The organism is Achromobacter sp. EB05 (assembly GCF_044232075.1).
Taxonomy (GTDB): Bacteria; Pseudomonadota; Gammaproteobacteria; order Burkholderiales; family Burkholderiaceae_B; genus Achromobacter; species Achromobacter dolens.
Genome location: NZ_CP155917.1, coordinates 4290273 through 4306774 on the forward strand (window position 1 = coordinate 4290273; position 16502 = coordinate 4306774).

At 66.9% G+C, this 16502-nt stretch carries 12 protein-coding genes; 8 read left to right on the forward strand and 4 right to left on the reverse strand.

Annotated features, from left to right (window positions below):
- The first annotated feature begins 359 nt into the window (after positions 1 to 359).
- The 6 genes from AAID08_RS19450 (at position 360) to AAID08_RS19475 (ending at position 6807) form a co-directional block, all read left to right on the forward strand.
- On the forward strand, positions 360 to 1511 hold the full coding sequence (locus tag AAID08_RS19450; RefSeq protein WP_374700852.1) for an ABC transporter substrate-binding protein: 1152 nt from the start codon (positions 360 to 362) through the stop codon (positions 1509 to 1511).
- Positions 1512 to 1660: 149 nt separating this feature from the next.
- A complete protein-coding gene (locus tag AAID08_RS19455) occupies positions 1661 to 2527 on the forward strand; it encodes a branched-chain amino acid ABC transporter permease (protein ID WP_006387153.1) in 867 nt (288 codons plus the stop codon).
- Between the two features lie 22 nt (positions 2528 to 2549).
- Positions 2550 to 4331, forward strand: a complete 1782-nt coding sequence (locus AAID08_RS19460; RefSeq protein WP_144654738.1) for an ATP-binding cassette domain-containing protein — start codon at positions 2550 to 2552, stop codon at positions 4329 to 4331.
- Positions 4324 to 5028: an ABC transporter ATP-binding protein gene (locus tag AAID08_RS19465; RefSeq protein WP_049073023.1), complete on the forward strand. Its 705-nt coding sequence runs from the start codon at positions 4324 to 4326 to the stop codon at positions 5026 to 5028. Before AAID08_RS19460 ends, AAID08_RS19465 begins: the two co-directional genes overlap by 8 nt.
- A gap of 19 nt (positions 5029 to 5047) precedes the next feature.
- On the forward strand, positions 5048 to 6043 hold the full coding sequence (locus tag AAID08_RS19470; protein WP_395756807.1) for an NAD(P)H-quinone oxidoreductase: 996 nt from the start codon (positions 5048 to 5050) through the stop codon (positions 6041 to 6043).
- On the forward strand, positions 6040 to 6807 hold the full coding sequence (locus tag AAID08_RS19475) for an SDR family NAD(P)-dependent oxidoreductase (protein ID WP_049073021.1): 768 nt from the start codon (positions 6040 to 6042) through the stop codon (positions 6805 to 6807). Before AAID08_RS19470 ends, AAID08_RS19475 begins: the two co-directional genes overlap by 4 nt.
- A gap of 61 nt (positions 6808 to 6868) precedes the next feature.
- On the opposite strand, the gene AAID08_RS19480 is transcribed toward AAID08_RS19475, so the two are convergent.
- Both AAID08_RS19480 and AAID08_RS19485 read right to left on the reverse strand, forming a co-directional pair.
- Positions 6869 to 9070, reverse strand: a complete 2202-nt coding sequence (locus tag AAID08_RS19480) for a TonB-dependent siderophore receptor (protein WP_054503012.1) — start codon at positions 9068 to 9070, stop codon at positions 6869 to 6871.
- Between the two features lie 289 nt (positions 9071 to 9359).
- On the reverse strand, positions 9360 to 10331 hold the full coding sequence (locus AAID08_RS19485) for a pirin family protein (protein WP_175189392.1): 972 nt from the start codon (positions 10329 to 10331) through the stop codon (positions 9360 to 9362).
- Positions 10332 to 10449: 118 nt separating this feature from the next.
- Between AAID08_RS19485 and AAID08_RS19490 the strand changes: the two genes are divergently transcribed.
- Both AAID08_RS19490 and acnA read left to right on the forward strand, forming a co-directional pair.
- On the forward strand, positions 10450 to 11358 hold the full coding sequence (locus AAID08_RS19490) for a LysR substrate-binding domain-containing protein (protein WP_116791868.1): 909 nt from the start codon (positions 10450 to 10452) through the stop codon (positions 11356 to 11358).
- A gap of 392 nt (positions 11359 to 11750) precedes the next feature.
- Positions 11751 to 14456: an aconitate hydratase AcnA gene (gene acnA / locus AAID08_RS19495; protein WP_064524307.1), complete on the forward strand. Its 2706-nt coding sequence runs from the start codon at positions 11751 to 11753 to the stop codon at positions 14454 to 14456.
- Between the two features lie 103 nt (positions 14457 to 14559).
- On the opposite strand, the gene AAID08_RS19500 is transcribed toward acnA, so the two are convergent.
- Both AAID08_RS19500 and AAID08_RS19505 read right to left on the reverse strand, forming a co-directional pair.
- A complete protein-coding gene (locus AAID08_RS19500) occupies positions 14560 to 15510 on the reverse strand; it encodes an OmpA family protein (protein ID WP_231132912.1) in 951 nt (316 codons plus the stop codon).
- 168 nt (positions 15511 to 15678) lie between these two features.
- On the reverse strand, positions 15679 to 16452 hold the full coding sequence (locus AAID08_RS19505; protein ID WP_081330473.1) for a class III extradiol ring-cleavage dioxygenase: 774 nt from the start codon (positions 16450 to 16452) through the stop codon (positions 15679 to 15681).
- Positions 16453 to 16502 lie beyond the last annotated feature (50 nt).

A 16502-nucleotide genomic window follows, 5' to 3' on the forward strand; every position in this document is an offset into this window, starting at 1 on the left:
TATGCTCAAACGCCTTTTGATCATATAGGATATATGATTCAAAGGGGAACTTTCTTGCCAGCAAAGCAGCCATGAAAAGGTCCGCGAAACAGCGCCCGGACAGCGGAATTTGACCTGTCACGCAGGCGAAAACTGCCCGCAAACGCTTTATTCATGCGGCTTGAGGGAAATCCCCGATTCAGCCGGCCAAGTCCGGCACTAGAATCCAGGACGAGGTTCTCACACCCCGCCGGCGCATATATCATATATTCAAAAACAGACGGACGACTCAGACAACAGTCCGCATCCAAACCCACAAAGGAGCGTAGACAGTGTTCAAGATCAAACAATTCGCCATCGCGCTGGGCCTGTGCGGCGTCATGGCCAGCGGCACCGCGGCGGCCGACATCAAGGTGGGCGCCCTCTTCCCGTTCAGCGGCGCGCTGGCGTTGCTGGGGCAGGAGAGCTATCGCGGCCTGGAGCTGGCCGTCAACGAAATCAATGCCGCCGGCGGGATCAACGGCGAGAAGATCCAGATCATCAAGGCCGACGCGGTCGACCCGACCCAGGCGGTGTCCGAGACCAAGCGATTGATCTCATCGAACGTGGTCGGCGTGTTCGGCAGCTACGCCTCGGGCATCTCGTACGCGGCCTCGCCCGTGACCGAGCTGGCCGGCGTGCCCTACTTCGAGCTGGGCGCCACCGCCCACAAGATCACCACGCGCGGCTACAAGTACCTGTTCCGCAGCAACCCCAACACCGCGCTGTACGGCGTGTCGGTGGTCAACGCGCTGCACGACATCATCGGGCCGGGCATGGGCCTGAACCCGAAGGAAGTGCGCATCGGCATCATCCACGAGGACGGCCCCTACGGCACCGACGTGGCCGCCACCGAGAAAAAGCGCGCCCAGGAACTGGGCTACACCGTGGCCGAGGTGCTGCCCTATTCGGCCAAGACGGTCGACCTGTCCTCGCTGATCCTGCGCCTGAAGGGCGCCAAGGTCGACGTGGTGCTGCAGACCGCCTACCAGAACGACGCCATCCTGTACTTCAGCCAGGCGCGCGCCGCCGGCTTCAAGCCCAAGGTGGTGATCGGCGCCGGCGGCGGCTATTCGCTGGCCGACACCGCCAAGGCCGTGGGCGCCGACATGAACGGCGTGTTCGACCTGGACTTCCCGCAGGCGTCCATCAATCCGGCCGGCGCGCCCGGCCTGGACAAGTTCCTGGAAGCCTACAAGACCACCTACAAGAGCGACCCGCAGTCCGGCCACAGCCTGACCAACTATGTCGGCGCCAAGGCCTTCTTCGAAGCCATCACCAACGCCAAGTCCACCGACAAGGACAAGATCCGCGCGGCCGTGCTGGCGTACAAGAAGCCGGCCGGCCAGACCGCCAACGGCTGGGCCTTCGACTTCGGCGAGGACGGCCAGAACAACGCCTCGACCTTCTACGTGATGCAGTGGCAGGATGGCAAGCTGGTCACCATCGCGCCTGACAACCTCGCGCTGGGCAAGCCCGTCTTCAAGAAATAGGACGCCGGGGCCGCCATCGGGCAGGCCCGGCACGGCAAGCCAGCAAACCGGACGCTCGGGGGCGTCCGGCGTTTCACTGGGGCCCGCGGCCCCGGCCCCGCCGGCGACGGCGCGCGGCCGGGACGCGCCCCGTTCCAAGAGGTTGCACCATGGATATCTTCATTCAACTGGTCATCAACGGCCTGTTGCTGGGCGGCGCCTACACCATCATCAGCCTGGGGCTGACGCTGATCTTCGGCGTGGTCCGCGTCGTCAACTTCGCGCATGGCGAATTCCTGATGATCGGCATGTACGCGGTCTACCTGATCGCGGCGCAGTTCGGCGTGCACCCGTACATCGGCCTGGTGCCGGTGGCGGTCATCCTGTTCGCGCTGGGCGCGCTGACGCAGAAGGGCATCATCCAGCCGCTGCTCAACGCCGACCAGCACATCCAGATCTTCGCCACGGTGGGCGTGTCCACCATCCTGCTGAACCTGGCGCTGGTGATCTTCGGCGCCAACGTGTTCCGCGCCCCGGTGCAACTGGGCACCAGCACCCTGGACGTCGGCAACTACTCCATGGTCACCGGCCAGTTGGTGACCTTCGTGGTCGGCCTGAGCCTGGCCGTGCTGCTGCACCTGTTCATGCACCGCACCTACCTGGGCCGCGCGCTGCGGGCGGTGGCGCAGCACCGCTACGCCGCCACGCTGATGGGGGTGAACGTCAACAACGTCTACGCCATCGCCTTCGGCCTGGGCACCGCCTTCGTCGGCATCGCCGCGGGCCTCCTGGCGCCTCAGTATCCGGTGTTCCCGACAGTAGGCACGTACTTCGTGCTGACCGCCTTCGTGATCGTGGTGCTGGGCGGCCTGGGCAGCCTGTACGGCGCGGTGGCCGGGTCCATGATCATCGGCATCGTCGATACGCTGGCCGGCTACTACATCGCCCCCGACCTCAAAGAGGTCGTCTATTTCGGGATCTTCCTCTTGATCCTTGTCCTGCGTCCGACCGGCCTGTTCGGCGTCGGCACAGAGTGATCAGAGCCACAAGGAGCGAGACGTGTTTCCCGACTTTCGAAGCCCCAAAGCCTACGTCAGCCTGATTCTGCTGATCGTCATGTTCATCGTGCCCGTCGTCACGGGCACGCCGTTCTGGACCAACCTGTTCGTCCTGCTGTTCGTCTTTTCCGCGCTGTCGGTGGCCTGGAACATCGTCGGCGGCTACGCCGGCCAGTTGTCGCTGGGCCACGCGGTGTTCTACGGCATCGGCGGCTACACCGCCACCCTGCTGACGCAGAACTTCGGCATCTCGCCGTGGTTCGGCATGCTGGCGGGCGCGGCCATCTCGGCGGCCGTGGCCATCATCATCAGCTATCCCACGCTGCGGCTGCGCGGGCCGTTCTTCGCGCTGGCCACCATCGCCATCCTGGAAGTGGTGCGGCTGCTGGTGATCCACGAGGAAAGCTGGACCGGCGGCTCCAGCGGCATCAGCCTGCCGCTGAACATCGGCTGGGCCTGGATCGTGTTCCGCGAGAAGATCAACTACGTGATCATCGCCTTCGGCCTGTTCCTGCTGGTGACCTGGGTCTCGTGGTACATCCGCAAGTCGCGCATCGGCCATTACCTGATCGCCATCCGCGAGCGCGAGGACGCGGCGCTGGCGGTGGGCATCCACACGGTGCGCGTCAAGATCATCGCCGCGGTGGTGTCGGCCATGCTGACCAGCGTGATCGGCACCTTCCACATCACTTACCTGACCTTCGTCGATCCCAGCTCGGCCTTCTCGCTGGAATTGTCGGTGCAGGTGGCGATGTTCGCGCTGATCGGCGGCCTGGGCACGGTGGCCGGCCCCATCGCCGGCACCTTCCTGGTGCTGCCAATCGCCGAGCTGGCGCGCGGCTGGCTGTCCAGCGTGGGCAACGGCATGCACGGGCTGATCTACGGCCTGATCCTGGTGGCGGTGGTGCTGACCATCCCGCGCGGCCTGGCCGGCGCCTTCGGTCCGGCCATCGAGCGCGCCCTGGCGCGCCTACCCTACCTGGGCACGCCGCGCGCCCGGCGCCAACTGGTCGAACCGGCCCGTCCGACCGACGCGGCGCGGCGCGAGCAGCCGGTGCTCAAGGCCGAGAACCTGTTCAAGAGCTTCGGCGGCCTGCGCGCCACCAACGATGTCTCGCTGACGCTGAACCAGTACGAGATCCTGGGCATGATCGGCCCCAACGGCGCCGGCAAGACCACGGTGTTCAACCTGCTGTCCGGCTTCCTGTCGCCCGACAAGGGCGCGGTGTCCATGGTCGACGCCAAGGGCAACTGGGTCTCGTGCAGCACGCCGGACGAGTTCGCGCACCAGGGCCTGGGCCGCACCTTCCAGATCGCCAAGCCGTTCACCGGCCTGACGGTATTGGAGAACATCATGCTGGGCGCCTTCATCCGCACCGCCGACCGCGAGGAGGCCGAGCAGATCGCGCTCAAGGTGGCCGAGGAAACCGACCTGCTCAAGTACCTGAACACCGAGGCCCGCAGCCTGACGGTAGGCGGCATGAAGCGGCTGGAGATCGCCCGCGCGCTGGCGATCCGGCCGCGCATCCTGCTGCTGGACGAGGTAATGGCGGGGCTGAACCCCACCGACATCGAGAAGTCGATCAAGATGATCCGCCGCATCCGCGATTCGGGCGTGTCGGTGCTGCTGATCGAGCACATGATGCAGGCCACCATGGCGCTGTCTGACCGCATCATCGTGCTGAACGAAGGCGCGGTGCTGGTGAGCGGCGCCCCCAAGGACGTGGTCGAGAACCCCGCCGTCATCGAGGCCTATTTGGGCAAGGAGTACCAGGATGCTTAAGGTTTCGGATCTGTCGTCGGGCTACGGCAAGAGCCAGGTGCTCAACGGCCTGAACTTCGAGGTCAATGCCGGCGAGATCGTGACGCTGATCGGCGCCAACGGCGCCGGCAAGACCACCACCCTGAAGACGCTGTGCGGCGTGGTTCCCGCCACCGCCGGCCGGGTCGAGTTCGAGGGCCGCGACCTGACCAACCGCACGCCCTACGACATCGTCGACGCCGGGATCACCATGATTCCCGAAGGCCGCCAGTTGTTCCCGCACTTCACGGTGCGCGACAACCTGCTGATGGGCTCGTACAAGCGCGCCGCCCGCCCCATCGTGCAGCGCAAGCTGGAGGAAGTGCTGCGGATCTTCCCGCGGGTGCGCGAGCGCCTGGGGCAGTACGCCGGCTCGCTGTCCGGCGGCGAGCAGCAGATGGTGGCGATCGCGCGCGGCATGATGGCCGATCCCAAGCTGCTAGTGTTCGACGAGCCCTCGCTGGGCCTGTCGCCGCTGCTGGTGCAGCAGATGTTCGACATCATCCGCGACGTCACGTCCCACGGCGTCACGGTGCTGCTGGTGGAGCAGAACGTGTTCCGCACGCTGCGCCTGGCCGACCGCGGCTACGTGCTGGAGAACGGCGCCATCGTGCGCACGGGCACCGGCGCCGAGCTGCTGGCCGATCCCCATGTCAAGAAGGCCTATCTGGGCCACTGAAATCCGAAGGACCGCATTCATGTCTCTACGCTGCACATTCATCGACCACGGCACCGGCGGCGCGCCCGATTGCCTGCGCCTGGCCGAACGCGAGATGGCCGCGCCCGCCGGCCGCCAGGTGCTGATCGAGGTGGCCTACGCCGGCGTCAACCGCCCCGACGTGCTGCAACGCTCGGGCTCGTATCCGCCGCCGCCCGGCGCCTCGCCCTACCTGGGACTGGAGGTCGCGGGCACCATCGTCGCCGTCGGTCCCGACGCCACGCGCTGGCAGGTTGGCGACCGGGTCTGCGCGCTGACGCCCGGCGGCGGCTACGCGCAGTACTGCCTGGCCGATGAGCGTCACTGCCTACCGGTGCCGCGCGGCCTGGACCTGCTGTCCGCCGCCGCCATCCCGGAAAACTATTTCACCGTCTGGACCAACGTGTTCGAGCGCGCCCGCCTCGCGGCCGGCGAGAAGTTCCTGGTGCACGGCGGCTCCAGCGGCATCGGCCTGACCGCGATCCAGCTGGCGCGCGCCTTCGGCGCCGAGGTCTGGACCACGGTGGGCAACCAGGAAAAGGCCGAGGCCTGCCTGAAGGCCGGCGCGCAGCACGCGCTGATCTACCGCGACACCGACTTCGAGGCGGAGGTCCGCCAGGCCACCGGCGGCCAGGGCGTGGACGTGATCCTCGACATGGTCGGCGGCGCCTACATCAACAAGAACATCCGCCTGCTGGCGGTGAATGGCCGGCTGGTGCAGATCGCCTTCCTGGAAGGCAGCAAGGCCGAGATCGACGCCCTGCCCATCATGACCCGCCGGCTGTCGTTCACCGGCTCCACCCTGCGGCCGCGTTCGGACGACGACAAGGGCGCCATCGCCCAGGCGCTGGCCGACAAGGTGCTGCCGCTGATGGAACAGGGGCGTTGCCTGCCGCTGATCGACCAGGTGTTCCCGCTGGAGGAAGCGGCCCAGGCCCACGCGCTGATGGAAAGCAGCCGGCACATCGGCAAGATCATGTTGAAGGTGCGGGCATGAGCGCGCGCTTCCAGGATCAGGTCATCATCGTCACCGGCGCCGTCGGCGGCATCGGTTCGGCCATCGTCGAGGGCTTCCTGGCCGAAGGCGGCAAGGTCGGGCTGATCGACTTCAATTCGCAGGGCGGCCAGGCCTATGAGAAGGAACTGAAAAAGCGCGGCCATGCCGTGACCTTCGTGCACGCCGACGTCTCGCACTTCGACCAGTGCCAGGCTGCGTATGACCGCATCACCCGCGACCTCGGCCCCGCCACCATCCTGGTCAACAACGTCGGCATCTCGCCCAAGACCGACGGCCGCGCGCTGAAGGTGTGGGAGATGACGCCGGGTGAATGGGACAAGGTGGTGGCGGTCAACCTGAACAGCGTGTTCTACATGACCCACCTGGCCACGCCGCACATGGTGCGCCAGCGCCAGGGACGCGTGATCAACATGTCGTCGGTGGCGGGCAAGGCCTATTGCGACATCGTCGCCGCGCACTACGCCGCCACCAAGGCGGCGCTGCTGGGCCTGACGCGCCACTGGGCCGCGGAACTGGGCGAGCACGACGTCACCGTCAACGGCCTGGCTCCGGGGCGCATCAGCACGCCGCTGCTGAAAAGCGTGCCCAAGGAGATCAACGACGCCGTGGCCGAGGTCACCGCGCTGCGCCGGCTCGGCACGCCCGAGGAAGTGGCCGACGCCTGCCTGTTCTTCGCCTCGGACCAGGCGCGGTTCGTGACCGGGCAGGTGCTGGACGTGGCGGGCGGCTGGTTGATGACCTAGACCGCCGGGACGTTGCCTTTCCTGGCCTGCGCGGCGCCCGCCTGGCGGCGGGCATCCGCGCTCAGAAGTCCATGCTGGCGCTCAGCGAGAAGGTGCGCGGGCCGCCCAGCACCAGGTAACCGTTGCCCGGGTAGCCGCCCACCGACGACCAGTAGTTGCGGTTGGCGATATTCTCGACGCGGGCGCGCAGCGTCACCACGTGGCCGTCCACGTCCATCATGTAGCGCAGGCCGGCGTCGAAGCGGGTCCAGCCGGGCACCTTGAGGGTGTTGGCGTCGTCCGCATAGGAGGCGCCGGTGTAGACCACGCGGCCGTCCACGGCCAGGCCCTGCACGCCGGGGATGTCCCATTCCGCGCCCAGGTTGGCCTGGAAGCGCGGCACGCCGATGACGCGGTTGCCGTCGATGGCGCTGTTGCCGGTGGAACGCTGCTTGGCGTCCAGGAAGGTCAGGCCGCCCAGCACGCGCACGCGGTCGATCGGCTCGCCGAACACGGTCAGCTCGATGCCCTGGTGGCGGTCCTTGCCGGAGGCGGTGAACCGATTGGACGCGTCATAGGCCGCGCGCGGCTTGTCGGTGGAGAACAGCGCCAGGCCCGCGCCCAGGCCGCCGCCGTCGTACTTGACGCCGATTTCCTTTTGCTTGGAAACGTAAGGCTGCAGGCTCTCGCCGCCGTTGGGCACGGGCTTGTCATTTGCCCTAAGCGGAGCGGTACCGCCGGCCACCAGGGCTTCGATGTAGTTGGCATACAACGACACGCTCGGCGCCACCTTGAAGACAATGCCGGCGGCCGGCGAGTTGTGGCTGGCGTCGTAGGAGCCCTGCTCCTTGCCGGTGTTGTAGGCATAGCTGCGCGAGGACAGGCGCTGGTGGCGAATGCCCAGCGTCAGCAGCACCTTGTCGTCCAGGAATGACAACGTGTCGCCGAGTGCATAGCTGCTGAGCCGCGTACGCGCCTGAAGAGCAGGATCGTCAATATCATTGCCCCGCGACGCTCCCGCGCTGAAAGCCGGTTTGTCATATGACTGTGGATCGTAGATATTGGTCGGAAACTTGTTCCCTGCATCCATGATGTAGGCATTCTTCGTTTTCAAGTCGAAGAAGGACGCCGACACCACGAATTCATGCCCCACGGGTCCCGTCCGAACCTTGGCACGCAGCCCCAACTCACCCGTATTGACGTTGTCCTTGCGGGTGTTGTCAAAGCGATAGAAATTGCTGGCGCCCGAATAGGCATTGGTCAGATTGATGTTGCCCAGCGAATTCGCCTCATCGCTACGGCGCATACCAAAGGCGGCCCAGCCGGTAAGCTTGTCGCTGAAATCGTGCTCTGCGCGAATCGTCCCGAAGACATCGCGTTCATTGGAGTACGACCACGGCTGCGCGTAATTGGAACTGGCATCAGGCGCATCGGGCACATGGTCCTTCAGGCCCACAACACTAATGTTCGGCCGCGCGCGCTTGAGCTTGTTCTCCTGCCAGCCGATATCCGCCGACAACCGCGTGTCGGCCGAGCGCCAGTCCAGGCCCAACGACACCAGGCTGGTGCGGGAATGTTCGTCATCGATGCCGGTGTCGCCGCTGCGGTTGGCGACGTTCAGGCGGATACCGGTGCTGTCGTCCGGCCCGAAACGGCGCGCGATGTCGGTCGACACGGAGAACTGGCCGCCGCTGGACACGCCGGTGGTGAAGCGGGTGAGCGGCTCGTTGGGCGCGCGCTTGGGCACCAGGTTGATGACGCCGCCGATGCCGCCGCCGCTGGGCGCCGCCCCCGTCAGGAAGGCCGACGCGCCGCGCAGCACTTCGACGCGCTCGAACAGTTCGGTGGCGATGTACTGGCGCGGCAGCAGGCTGTACAGGCCGTTGTAGGCCACGTCATCCGAACTGAGGATGAAGCCGCGGATGAAGTACGACTCCTGGAAATTGCCGAAGCCGCGCGCCACGCGCACGCCCGGATCGTTCTGCAGCACGTCGCCGACGCTGCGCGCCTGCTTGTCCTGGATCAGCTCGTTGGTGTAGCTGGTGATGCTGAACGGCGTGCTCATGATGTCCTGCGTGCCCAGCACGCCGACGCGGCCGCCGCGGGCCACCTGGCCGCCCGCGTAGGGCTGGGCCAGGCCGCCGGCCGAAGCGTCGGCGCTGGCCTCGACCTTGATTGCCTCCATCGAGACGACGGAGCCGTCGGCGGCGGGCGCGGCGGATTGGGCATGGAGGGCGGTGTACGGCAGGGCCGCAACCACGCACGCAAGAGTTCGTATTTTCATATCGGGAATCGGTAGGCGGGCGCTTCGCAGGAAGCAGGGATCGCAACAATCCCGATGAGGGTCACGCGGGGTAACGGCTTGCCATTCGAACTGCCGCAAAGCCGGCCATGCCGGTCTTGTGGAGCCCGTTCACCAAGGGAGATTGAGATCGTGCGGGGTCGATTCTATATAAAACGAAATCATTCTCATTGCGTCCCTTAATATGGACGACAGCTTTGTTGCTCGCTTACAACGATTAGTTTCCGATGGTTGTCCGCGACGCCGGCTTGCGCCCAGCCCGCGGGGCTCGTCAACCCGGCAGGTCCGCCGGGTCGCGCAGTCGGCCGAATTCCCCGGCTTCGTAGGCCGCCATGGTCCGCCCCAGGGCCCGCGCGTCCGCCATGACGAACGGCCCGCGCTGGATCACGGGCTCGTCGATGGCCCGCCCCGCCACCAGGAGGAAATGAACCGGCGCTCCGGCCGCCAGCAGTTGCAGCAGCCCATCGCGATCCGCCGTGGCCGTCAGCGCCGCCCCCGGCGGCAGGATGGCGAAATCGGGATCGGGGACGCGCCTGTCCGCCACCGCCCCCCGGCCGCGCGGCCGGAACGGCGCCATCGGGCGCGTCCCGAGATCCGCCGGCGGGCGCGCCGGCGCCGTGATCTGGTGGCGGGCCCGCACTCCCAGTTCGCCGTGGACCGCGTATAGCCAGGCGTTCCAGCCGGCCGGCAGCGTCACCAGCCGCGACGCCCCCGGGCGCAGCCAGCCATCCAGGATCAACAACGGCTCGGGGGTGGCCAGCGGCGCTTCCCAGCCATCGTAGCGGCCCGACACCACCCGCACGCGGCCGGCGTCGCCCTGCAGGACCGGCATCTCCCAGGCGCGCAGCAACGAGGCCTCGGGCGGCAGCGACTTGAGCCGCTGCGGCAGGTTGACGTACAACCGCACCCCGTTCAGGCGCGACTCTCCCACGGGCTGCTGATCGTGGATCACGCCGCGTCCGGCCACGGTCCAATGCAGGTCGCCGGCCCGGATCTCATGGTCGTTGTCCATGCTGTCGCGGCTGCGCAGGGCGCCGCGGCTGTCTTCCAGCAATAGCGTCACGGCCGACATGCCGGCGTGGGGGTGCGGCGCGAAGCTGGGGCCGGTCATGACGAAATGCTCCGCCAGCACCAGCGGCGACATGCCGCGCGGAAAATCGGGTTGGCGGAATTGCCGGAACGAACAGGCGTCGCCCGCGGGCTCGAACGGCTTGGCCACGGGCGGACTGAGGCGGATGGTCAAGGAGCTGCTGCCTGGATTTTTGGGTGGCGCAGAGCTTATGGGTTCCGCGTCCGGCACAGTAGACGCTAATTTCAGGAATAATTGTCCTGCGTTACAGGACAATTCCCCAACCTGGCCCATGCATTCCTATATCCATCATCTCGACGACCTGCTGCTTTTCACCGAGGTAGTGGAAAAAGGCGGTTTCTCCGCCGCCGCCCGCGTGCTCAATATGCAGCGTTCCAAACTCAGCCGGCGCGTGGCCGAGCTGGAGACGCGGCTGGGCCTGCGGTTGCTGCAACGCAACACCCGCCGCGTCTCGCTCACGCCCATGGGCGAGCAGATCTACGTGCATGCGCTGGCGATGGCGCGCGAGGCCCGCAGCGCCTTCGACCTGGCGGCGGCGATGGGCGACACGCCCAGCGGCCTGCTGCGCATGACCGCCCCCTCCGCCCTGGCCGTGTCCCTGCTGGGCGAATTGGTGTCGCGCTTCTGCCTGAAGCACCCCGGCGTGCGGGTATTGCTGGACACCCGCGACCAGATCATCGACCTGGTGGGCGAAGGCTATGACCTGGCCTTCCGCGCCCAGGGCGCCTCGCTCACGGATTCGAGGCTGGTGGCGCGCGAACTGGCGCCGGTGCCGCTGATCCTGGTGGCGGCTCCGGAGATGGCCCGGGCCGCGCCGCGCCATCCGCGCGAACTGAGCGCGTTGCCGCTGCTGGCCCACGCCACCCAGGACAGCCCGCAAAGCTGGCATTTCACCGGCCCCGCGGGCGAAGCCGAGTCGATCGAATTCCGCCCCCGCTGCCTCAGCAGCAACCTCGCGGCGCTGCGCGAGATGGCGCGCGCCGGCCTGGGCGTGGCGCTGCTGCCCCACTATCTCTGCGCCGGCTCCCTGGCCAGGGGCGACCTGGCGCAACTGCTGCCCGCCTGGCGCGCTGACCCGGCGCGCATCTACGCGGTCATGCCCGCCCGCCGCGGCGCGCCGCTGGCCCTGCGGCGTTTCCTGGATTTCGCCGCGGCGGAAATGCCGGCCTTGCTGGCCTGAGGCGCGGCGCCTGGATCACCAGGCCTTGCGCCTGGAAGCGGTCGCGGAAATCCGCCTGGCGCATCACCGCGGCCACTGCCTCGCGCAGCTTGTCCGCCTCGACCGGCGGCGTGCCGCGCGGCACGACCCCGCCTCCCGCCGCCATGCGCTTGTAGGACTTCTTTGTTAAAAAAAGGGGACTTGCAGGGACGACGCGGCTGCCGCACAGTAGGGGTTTGCGCGACCGCCGCGCAACCCGCAGGCCGGCGCGGGCGGGAACTTTGACGCGCCCTTCAAGTCTTATATAAGATATAAGACACAGACCGAACCCGCGCCGCTGTCGCCCGGAATGACAAACGCGTCGAAACGCCTGAAAATGCCGGCTTTACGCGGGCAAAACCACGGAGTCCATCATGCCGCACAACACCCTCGACACACTCAAGAATTTCAAGATCGGCAACAAGTCCTGTCAGTACTATTCGCTGCCGGCGCTGGGCAAGGCGCTGGGCGTGGATGTGCAGCGGCTGCCGGTCTCCATCCGCATCGTGCTGGAATCCGTGCTGCGCAATTGCGATGGCAAGAAGGTGACCGAGGAACACGTGCGCCAGCTCGCCAACTGGCAGGCCAACGCCAAGCGCGAGGATGAAATCCCGTTCGTGGTGGCGCGCGTGGTGCTGCAGGACTTCACCGGCGTGCCGCTGCTGGCGGACATCGCCGCCATGCGCTCGGTGGCCGACAAGATGGGCAAGAGCCCCAAGAGCATCGAACCGCTGGTGCCGGTGGACCTGGTGGTGGACCACTCGGTCATGATCGACTACTTCGGCACCAAGAATGCGCTGGACCTGAACATGAAGCTGGAATTCAAGCGCAACCAGGAGCGCTACCAGTTCATGAAGTGGGGCATGCAGGCCTTCGACACCTTCGGCGTGGTGCCCCCGGGCTTCGGCATCGTCCACCAGGTCAACCTGGAATACCTGGCGCGCGGCGTGCACCAGGACAAGAAGAACAATATCTACTACCCCGATTCGCTGGTGGGCACCGACAGCCACACCACCATGATCAACGGCATCGGCGTGGTCGGCTGGGGCGTGGGCGGCATCGAGGCCGAGGCCGGCATGCTGGGTCAGCCGGTGTACTTCCTGACGCCCGACGTGGTCGGCGTGGAACTCAAGGGCAAGCTGCGCGGCGGCGTCACCGCCACCGACCTGGTGCTGACCATCACCGAAATGCTGCGCCGTGAAAAAGTGGTCGGCAAGTTCGTCGAGTTCTGTGGCGAGGGCACGGCCAGCCTGTCCGTGGCCGAACGCGCCACCATCGGCAACATGGCGCCCGAGTATGGCGCCACCATGGGCTTCTTCCCGGTCGACGGCCGCACCATCGATTACTTCCGCGGCACCGGCCGCACCGAAGACGAAATCGCCGCGTTCGAGGCCTACTTCAAGGCCCAGGACATGTTCGGCGTGCCCGCCGCCCAGGACATCAACTACACCAAGCTGTTGACGCTGGACCTGTCCACCGTGGCGCCGTCGCTGGCCGGCCCCAAGCGCCCCCAGGACCGCATCGAGATCGGCAACGTCAAGAGCACCTTCATCGACCTGTTCTCCAAGCCGGTCGCCGAGAACGGCTTCAACCAGCCGGCCGAGAAGCTGCAGCAGATCTTCACCACCAGCACCGGCACCAAGGTCAAGAACGGCGACATCCTGATCGCCGCCATCACCTCCTGCACCAACACCTCCAACCCCAGCGTGCTGCTGGCGGCGGGCCTGCTGGCCAAGAAGGCCGTCGAAGCCGGCCTGAAGGTGCCCAAGCACATCAAGACCTCGCTGGCCCCCGGATCGCGCGTGGTCACCGAATACCTGACCAAGACCGGCCTGCTGCCCTACCTGGAGAAGCTGGGCTTCGACGTGGCCGCCTACGGCTGCACCACCTGCATCGGCAACGCCGGCGACCTGACGCCCGACCTGAACGAAGTCATCACCAGCAATGACCTGGTGTGCTCGGCGGTGCTGTCCGGCAACCGCAACTTCGAGGCGCGCATCCACCCGAACATCAAGGCCAACTTCCTGGCCTCGCCGCCGCTGGTGGTGGCCTACGCCCTGGCCGGCACCGTGACGCGCGACCTGATGACCGAACCGGTCGGCCGCGGCAAGAACGGCGATATCTGGCTGGGCGACATCTGGCCGACCACCGAGGAAGTCGAGGCGCTGCTCAAGTACGCGCTGGACCCCAAGGCCTTCGAGGCCAACTATGGCCAGGTCAAGAGCAACCCCGGCAAGCTGTGGGAGAACATCAAGGGCGTCACGGGCGAGACCTACAACTGGCCCGACTCCACCTACATCGCCGAGCCGCCGTTCTTCGAAGGCTTCGGCATGACGCCGGGCGCGATGCCGACCGTCAAGAACGCCCGCGCGCTGGGCGTGTTCGGCGACTCGGTCACCACCGACCACATCTCGCCGGCCGGCTCCATCAAGGAAAGCTCGCCCGCGGGCAAGTGGCTCAAGGAACACGGCGTGATGAAGGCCGATTTCAACAGCTACGGCTCGCGCCGCGGCAACCATGAAATCATGATGCGCGGCACCTTCGCCAACGTGCGCATCAAGAACCTGATGATCCCGGCGCGCCCGGACGGCAGCCGCTTCGAAGGCGGCGAAACCCTGTTCCAGCCCACCGGCGAACAGATGTCGATCTACGACGCGGCCATGAAGTACGTGGCGGCCGGCACGCCCACCGTGGTGTTCGGCGGCGAAGAGTACGGCACCGGCTCGTCGCGCGACTGGGCCGCCAAGGGCACCCAGTTGCTGGGCGTCAAGGCCGTCATCACGCGCAGCTTCGAGCGCATCCACCGCAGCAACCTGGTGGGCATGGGCGTGCTGCCGCTGCAGTTCAAGGGCAACGACAGCGTGCAGTCGCTGGGCATCACCGGCGAGGAAACCTACGACATCTCGGGCCTGGAGAACGGCATCAAGCCGATGCAGGACGTAACGCTGACGATCACCCGCAAGGATGGTTCGAAGCAGGACGTGACGCTGCTGCTGCGCATCGACACCCCGATCGAGGTCGACTACTACCAGCACGGCGGCATCCTGCCCTTCGTGCTGCGCCAGTTGCTGGCCGCGTAACGCGCGGGCCGCAAAGGCAAAGCCCCTGGAACCGAGGTTCCAGGGGCTTTTTTTTCAGGGCCGCGCGCCGCCTGCCATCGCGGCGCGTGGCAGGCTCACCCCATCATTGCGCGACCAGTTCGACCCGGCGGTTCTTGGCGCGGCCGGCCTCGGCGTCGTTGGCCGCCACCGGCGCCAGCGACGCCACGCCCCGCGCCGACAGGCGCGCGGCCGGGATCTTGTAGCCCGCTTCCAGCGCCTTGACCACGGCGTCGGCGCGCTTTTGCGACAGGTCCAGGTTGCCGGCCAGCGTGCCCTGGTTGTCGGTGTGGCCGACCACGTAGACCTTCAGCTTCGGGTTGGCGTTGAGCAGCTTGCCCATCTCGTCGAGCGCGGCCTTGGACTCGGGCTTGACCTCGGCCTTGTCGGTATCGAAGTAGACGCCGTAGACCGCGACGCGGCCCGATTCGGCCAGCGACTTCTGCATGGCGGCCATGTCCAGCACCTTGACCTGGCCGGTCTGCATGGGCTTGGTCTCGATCACCTGCTGGAACACCGGCGTGATGTTGTTGGAGGTGTCGTCCATCACATCCAGGAACACGTAGATGTCGCCGGTGGGCGCCTCTTTCTTGGCCAGCACCGCGTAGTACTTGCCGCCGAACGCCGCGTCGCCCTGCCCCGGCTGGCTGACCTTGCCGCTGTTCAGGACGAACGACTGGAAGTCGCCGCCGCACTGCTCGTCGCCCTTGCATTCGAACAGCGTCTTGAAGCCGCCGGCCTGCAGCGCGCCTTGATAGTTGCGATAGACCTCCAGCGCCGACTTCTTGCCATCGATGCGATAGGCGATGCGCGTCAGCTTGCCTTCCAGCGTCAGGCCCCTGGCCTCGCTTTCGCGGGTGATGGGCTGGTTGGGCATCACGGCTTCGTCGTAGTCCTTGAATTCGTAGGCACGGATCTCGGCGCCCTCGAAACGCGTCAGGGCGGGATGGTCGCGGGAGCCCTCAACGTCCTCGGCCCAGGCGGACGAAGCCGCCGTCAGCGTGGCGGCGACGATGGCCAGACTCGCGGCTTTCACGATATGCGCATTCACGATCTCTACACTCCCGGCCGGATGGCTCCGGCATGCGTCCAGAACAGGAAAACGCCCGCATTGCGGGCGGCTGCCATTATGCATAGACGCAGCGGGGTTTGGTACCGCATGGGGTAACCAAACGTTGGCGGCGGTGAGGGGCGTCAACAGGCCTCAGTTGAATGCATAGGCGTCCATCGCCAGCGCGCCGTACGAGATCTCGTCGGTCAGGCGTGTGGCCTGGCCGCCGCCCGCGCCCAGCGCCACGTAGAGCGGCATCAGGTGGTCGTCGTGCGGATGGGCCTGCGCCGCGCCGGGCGCGCGCGCCTGCCAGTCGAGCAGCGCCGGCACGTCGTTGGCGGCCAGGTGTTCGGCATACCACGCCTGGAACGCCGGCACGTAAGGCGCCGGCGGCGCGTCCTGCGGCATGCGCACGTCGCGCAGGTTGTGCGTCAGCGACCCCGAGCCGATGATCAGCACGTCCTCGTCGCGCAGCGGCGCCAGGGCGCGGCCCAGTTCCAACTGGCCGGCGGCGTCGCGGCCCATGTCCAGCGACAGTTGCACCACCGGCACGTCGACCTCGGGATAGAGGTAGCGCAGCGGCACCCAGGCGCCATGGTCCAGCGGCCGGCGCGGATCGCGGTCGGCGGCGATGCCGGCCTCGGCCAGCAGGGCCTGCGTGCGCGCCGCCAGCTCGGGCGAGCCGGGCGCGGCGTATTGCAGCGTGTAGAGTTCGGGCGGAAAGCCGCCGAAATCGTGCCAGGCCACCTGCTGGTCGCGGGTGGACAGGGCCAGGCCGTGGCCCATCCAGTGCGGCGACACCACCAAAATGGCGCGCGGCTTGCGGCCCAGGGACTGGCTCCAGGCGGCCAGCGCGGGGCCGGTCGAACCGGGTTCGACGGCCAGCATGGGGGAACCGTGGGAAACGAAAAGCGTAGGCCAGCGCATGGCGATGACTCCAGGAAAGCTTGATGATGGGTCCATTGTCGGTCGATTCC

Excerpts from the sequence above, each read along its gene's own strand:
- AAID08_RS19450 (WP_374700852.1), top strand. The coding sequence starts at position 360 with ATGGCCAGCGGCACCGCGGCGGCCGACATCAAGGTGGGCGCCCTCTTC.
- AAID08_RS19455 (WP_006387153.1), top strand. The coding sequence starts at position 1,661 with ATGGATATCTTCATTCAACTGGTCATCAACGGCCTGTTGCTGGGCGGC.
- AAID08_RS19480 (WP_054503012.1), bottom strand. The coding sequence starts at position 9,070 with ATGAAAATACGAACTCTTGCGTGCGTGGTTGCGGCCCTGCCGTACACC.
- AAID08_RS19465 (WP_049073023.1), top strand. The coding sequence starts at position 4,324 with ATGCTTAAGGTTTCGGATCTGTCGTCGGGCTACGGCAAGAGCCAGGTG.
- acnA (WP_064524307.1), top strand. The coding sequence starts at position 11,751 with ATGCCGCACAACACCCTCGACACACTCAAGAATTTCAAGATCGGCAAC.
- AAID08_RS19470 (WP_395756807.1), top strand. The coding sequence starts at position 5,048 with ATGTCTCTACGCTGCACATTCATCGACCACGGCACCGGCGGCGCGCCC.
- AAID08_RS19505 (WP_081330473.1), bottom strand. The coding sequence starts at position 16,452 with ATGCGCTGGCCTACGCTTTTCGTTTCCCACGGTTCCCCCATGCTGGCC.
- AAID08_RS19475 (WP_049073021.1), top strand. The coding sequence starts at position 6,040 with ATGAGCGCGCGCTTCCAGGATCAGGTCATCATCGTCACCGGCGCCGTC.
- AAID08_RS19490 (WP_116791868.1), top strand. The coding sequence starts at position 10,450 with ATGCATTCCTATATCCATCATCTCGACGACCTGCTGCTTTTCACCGAG.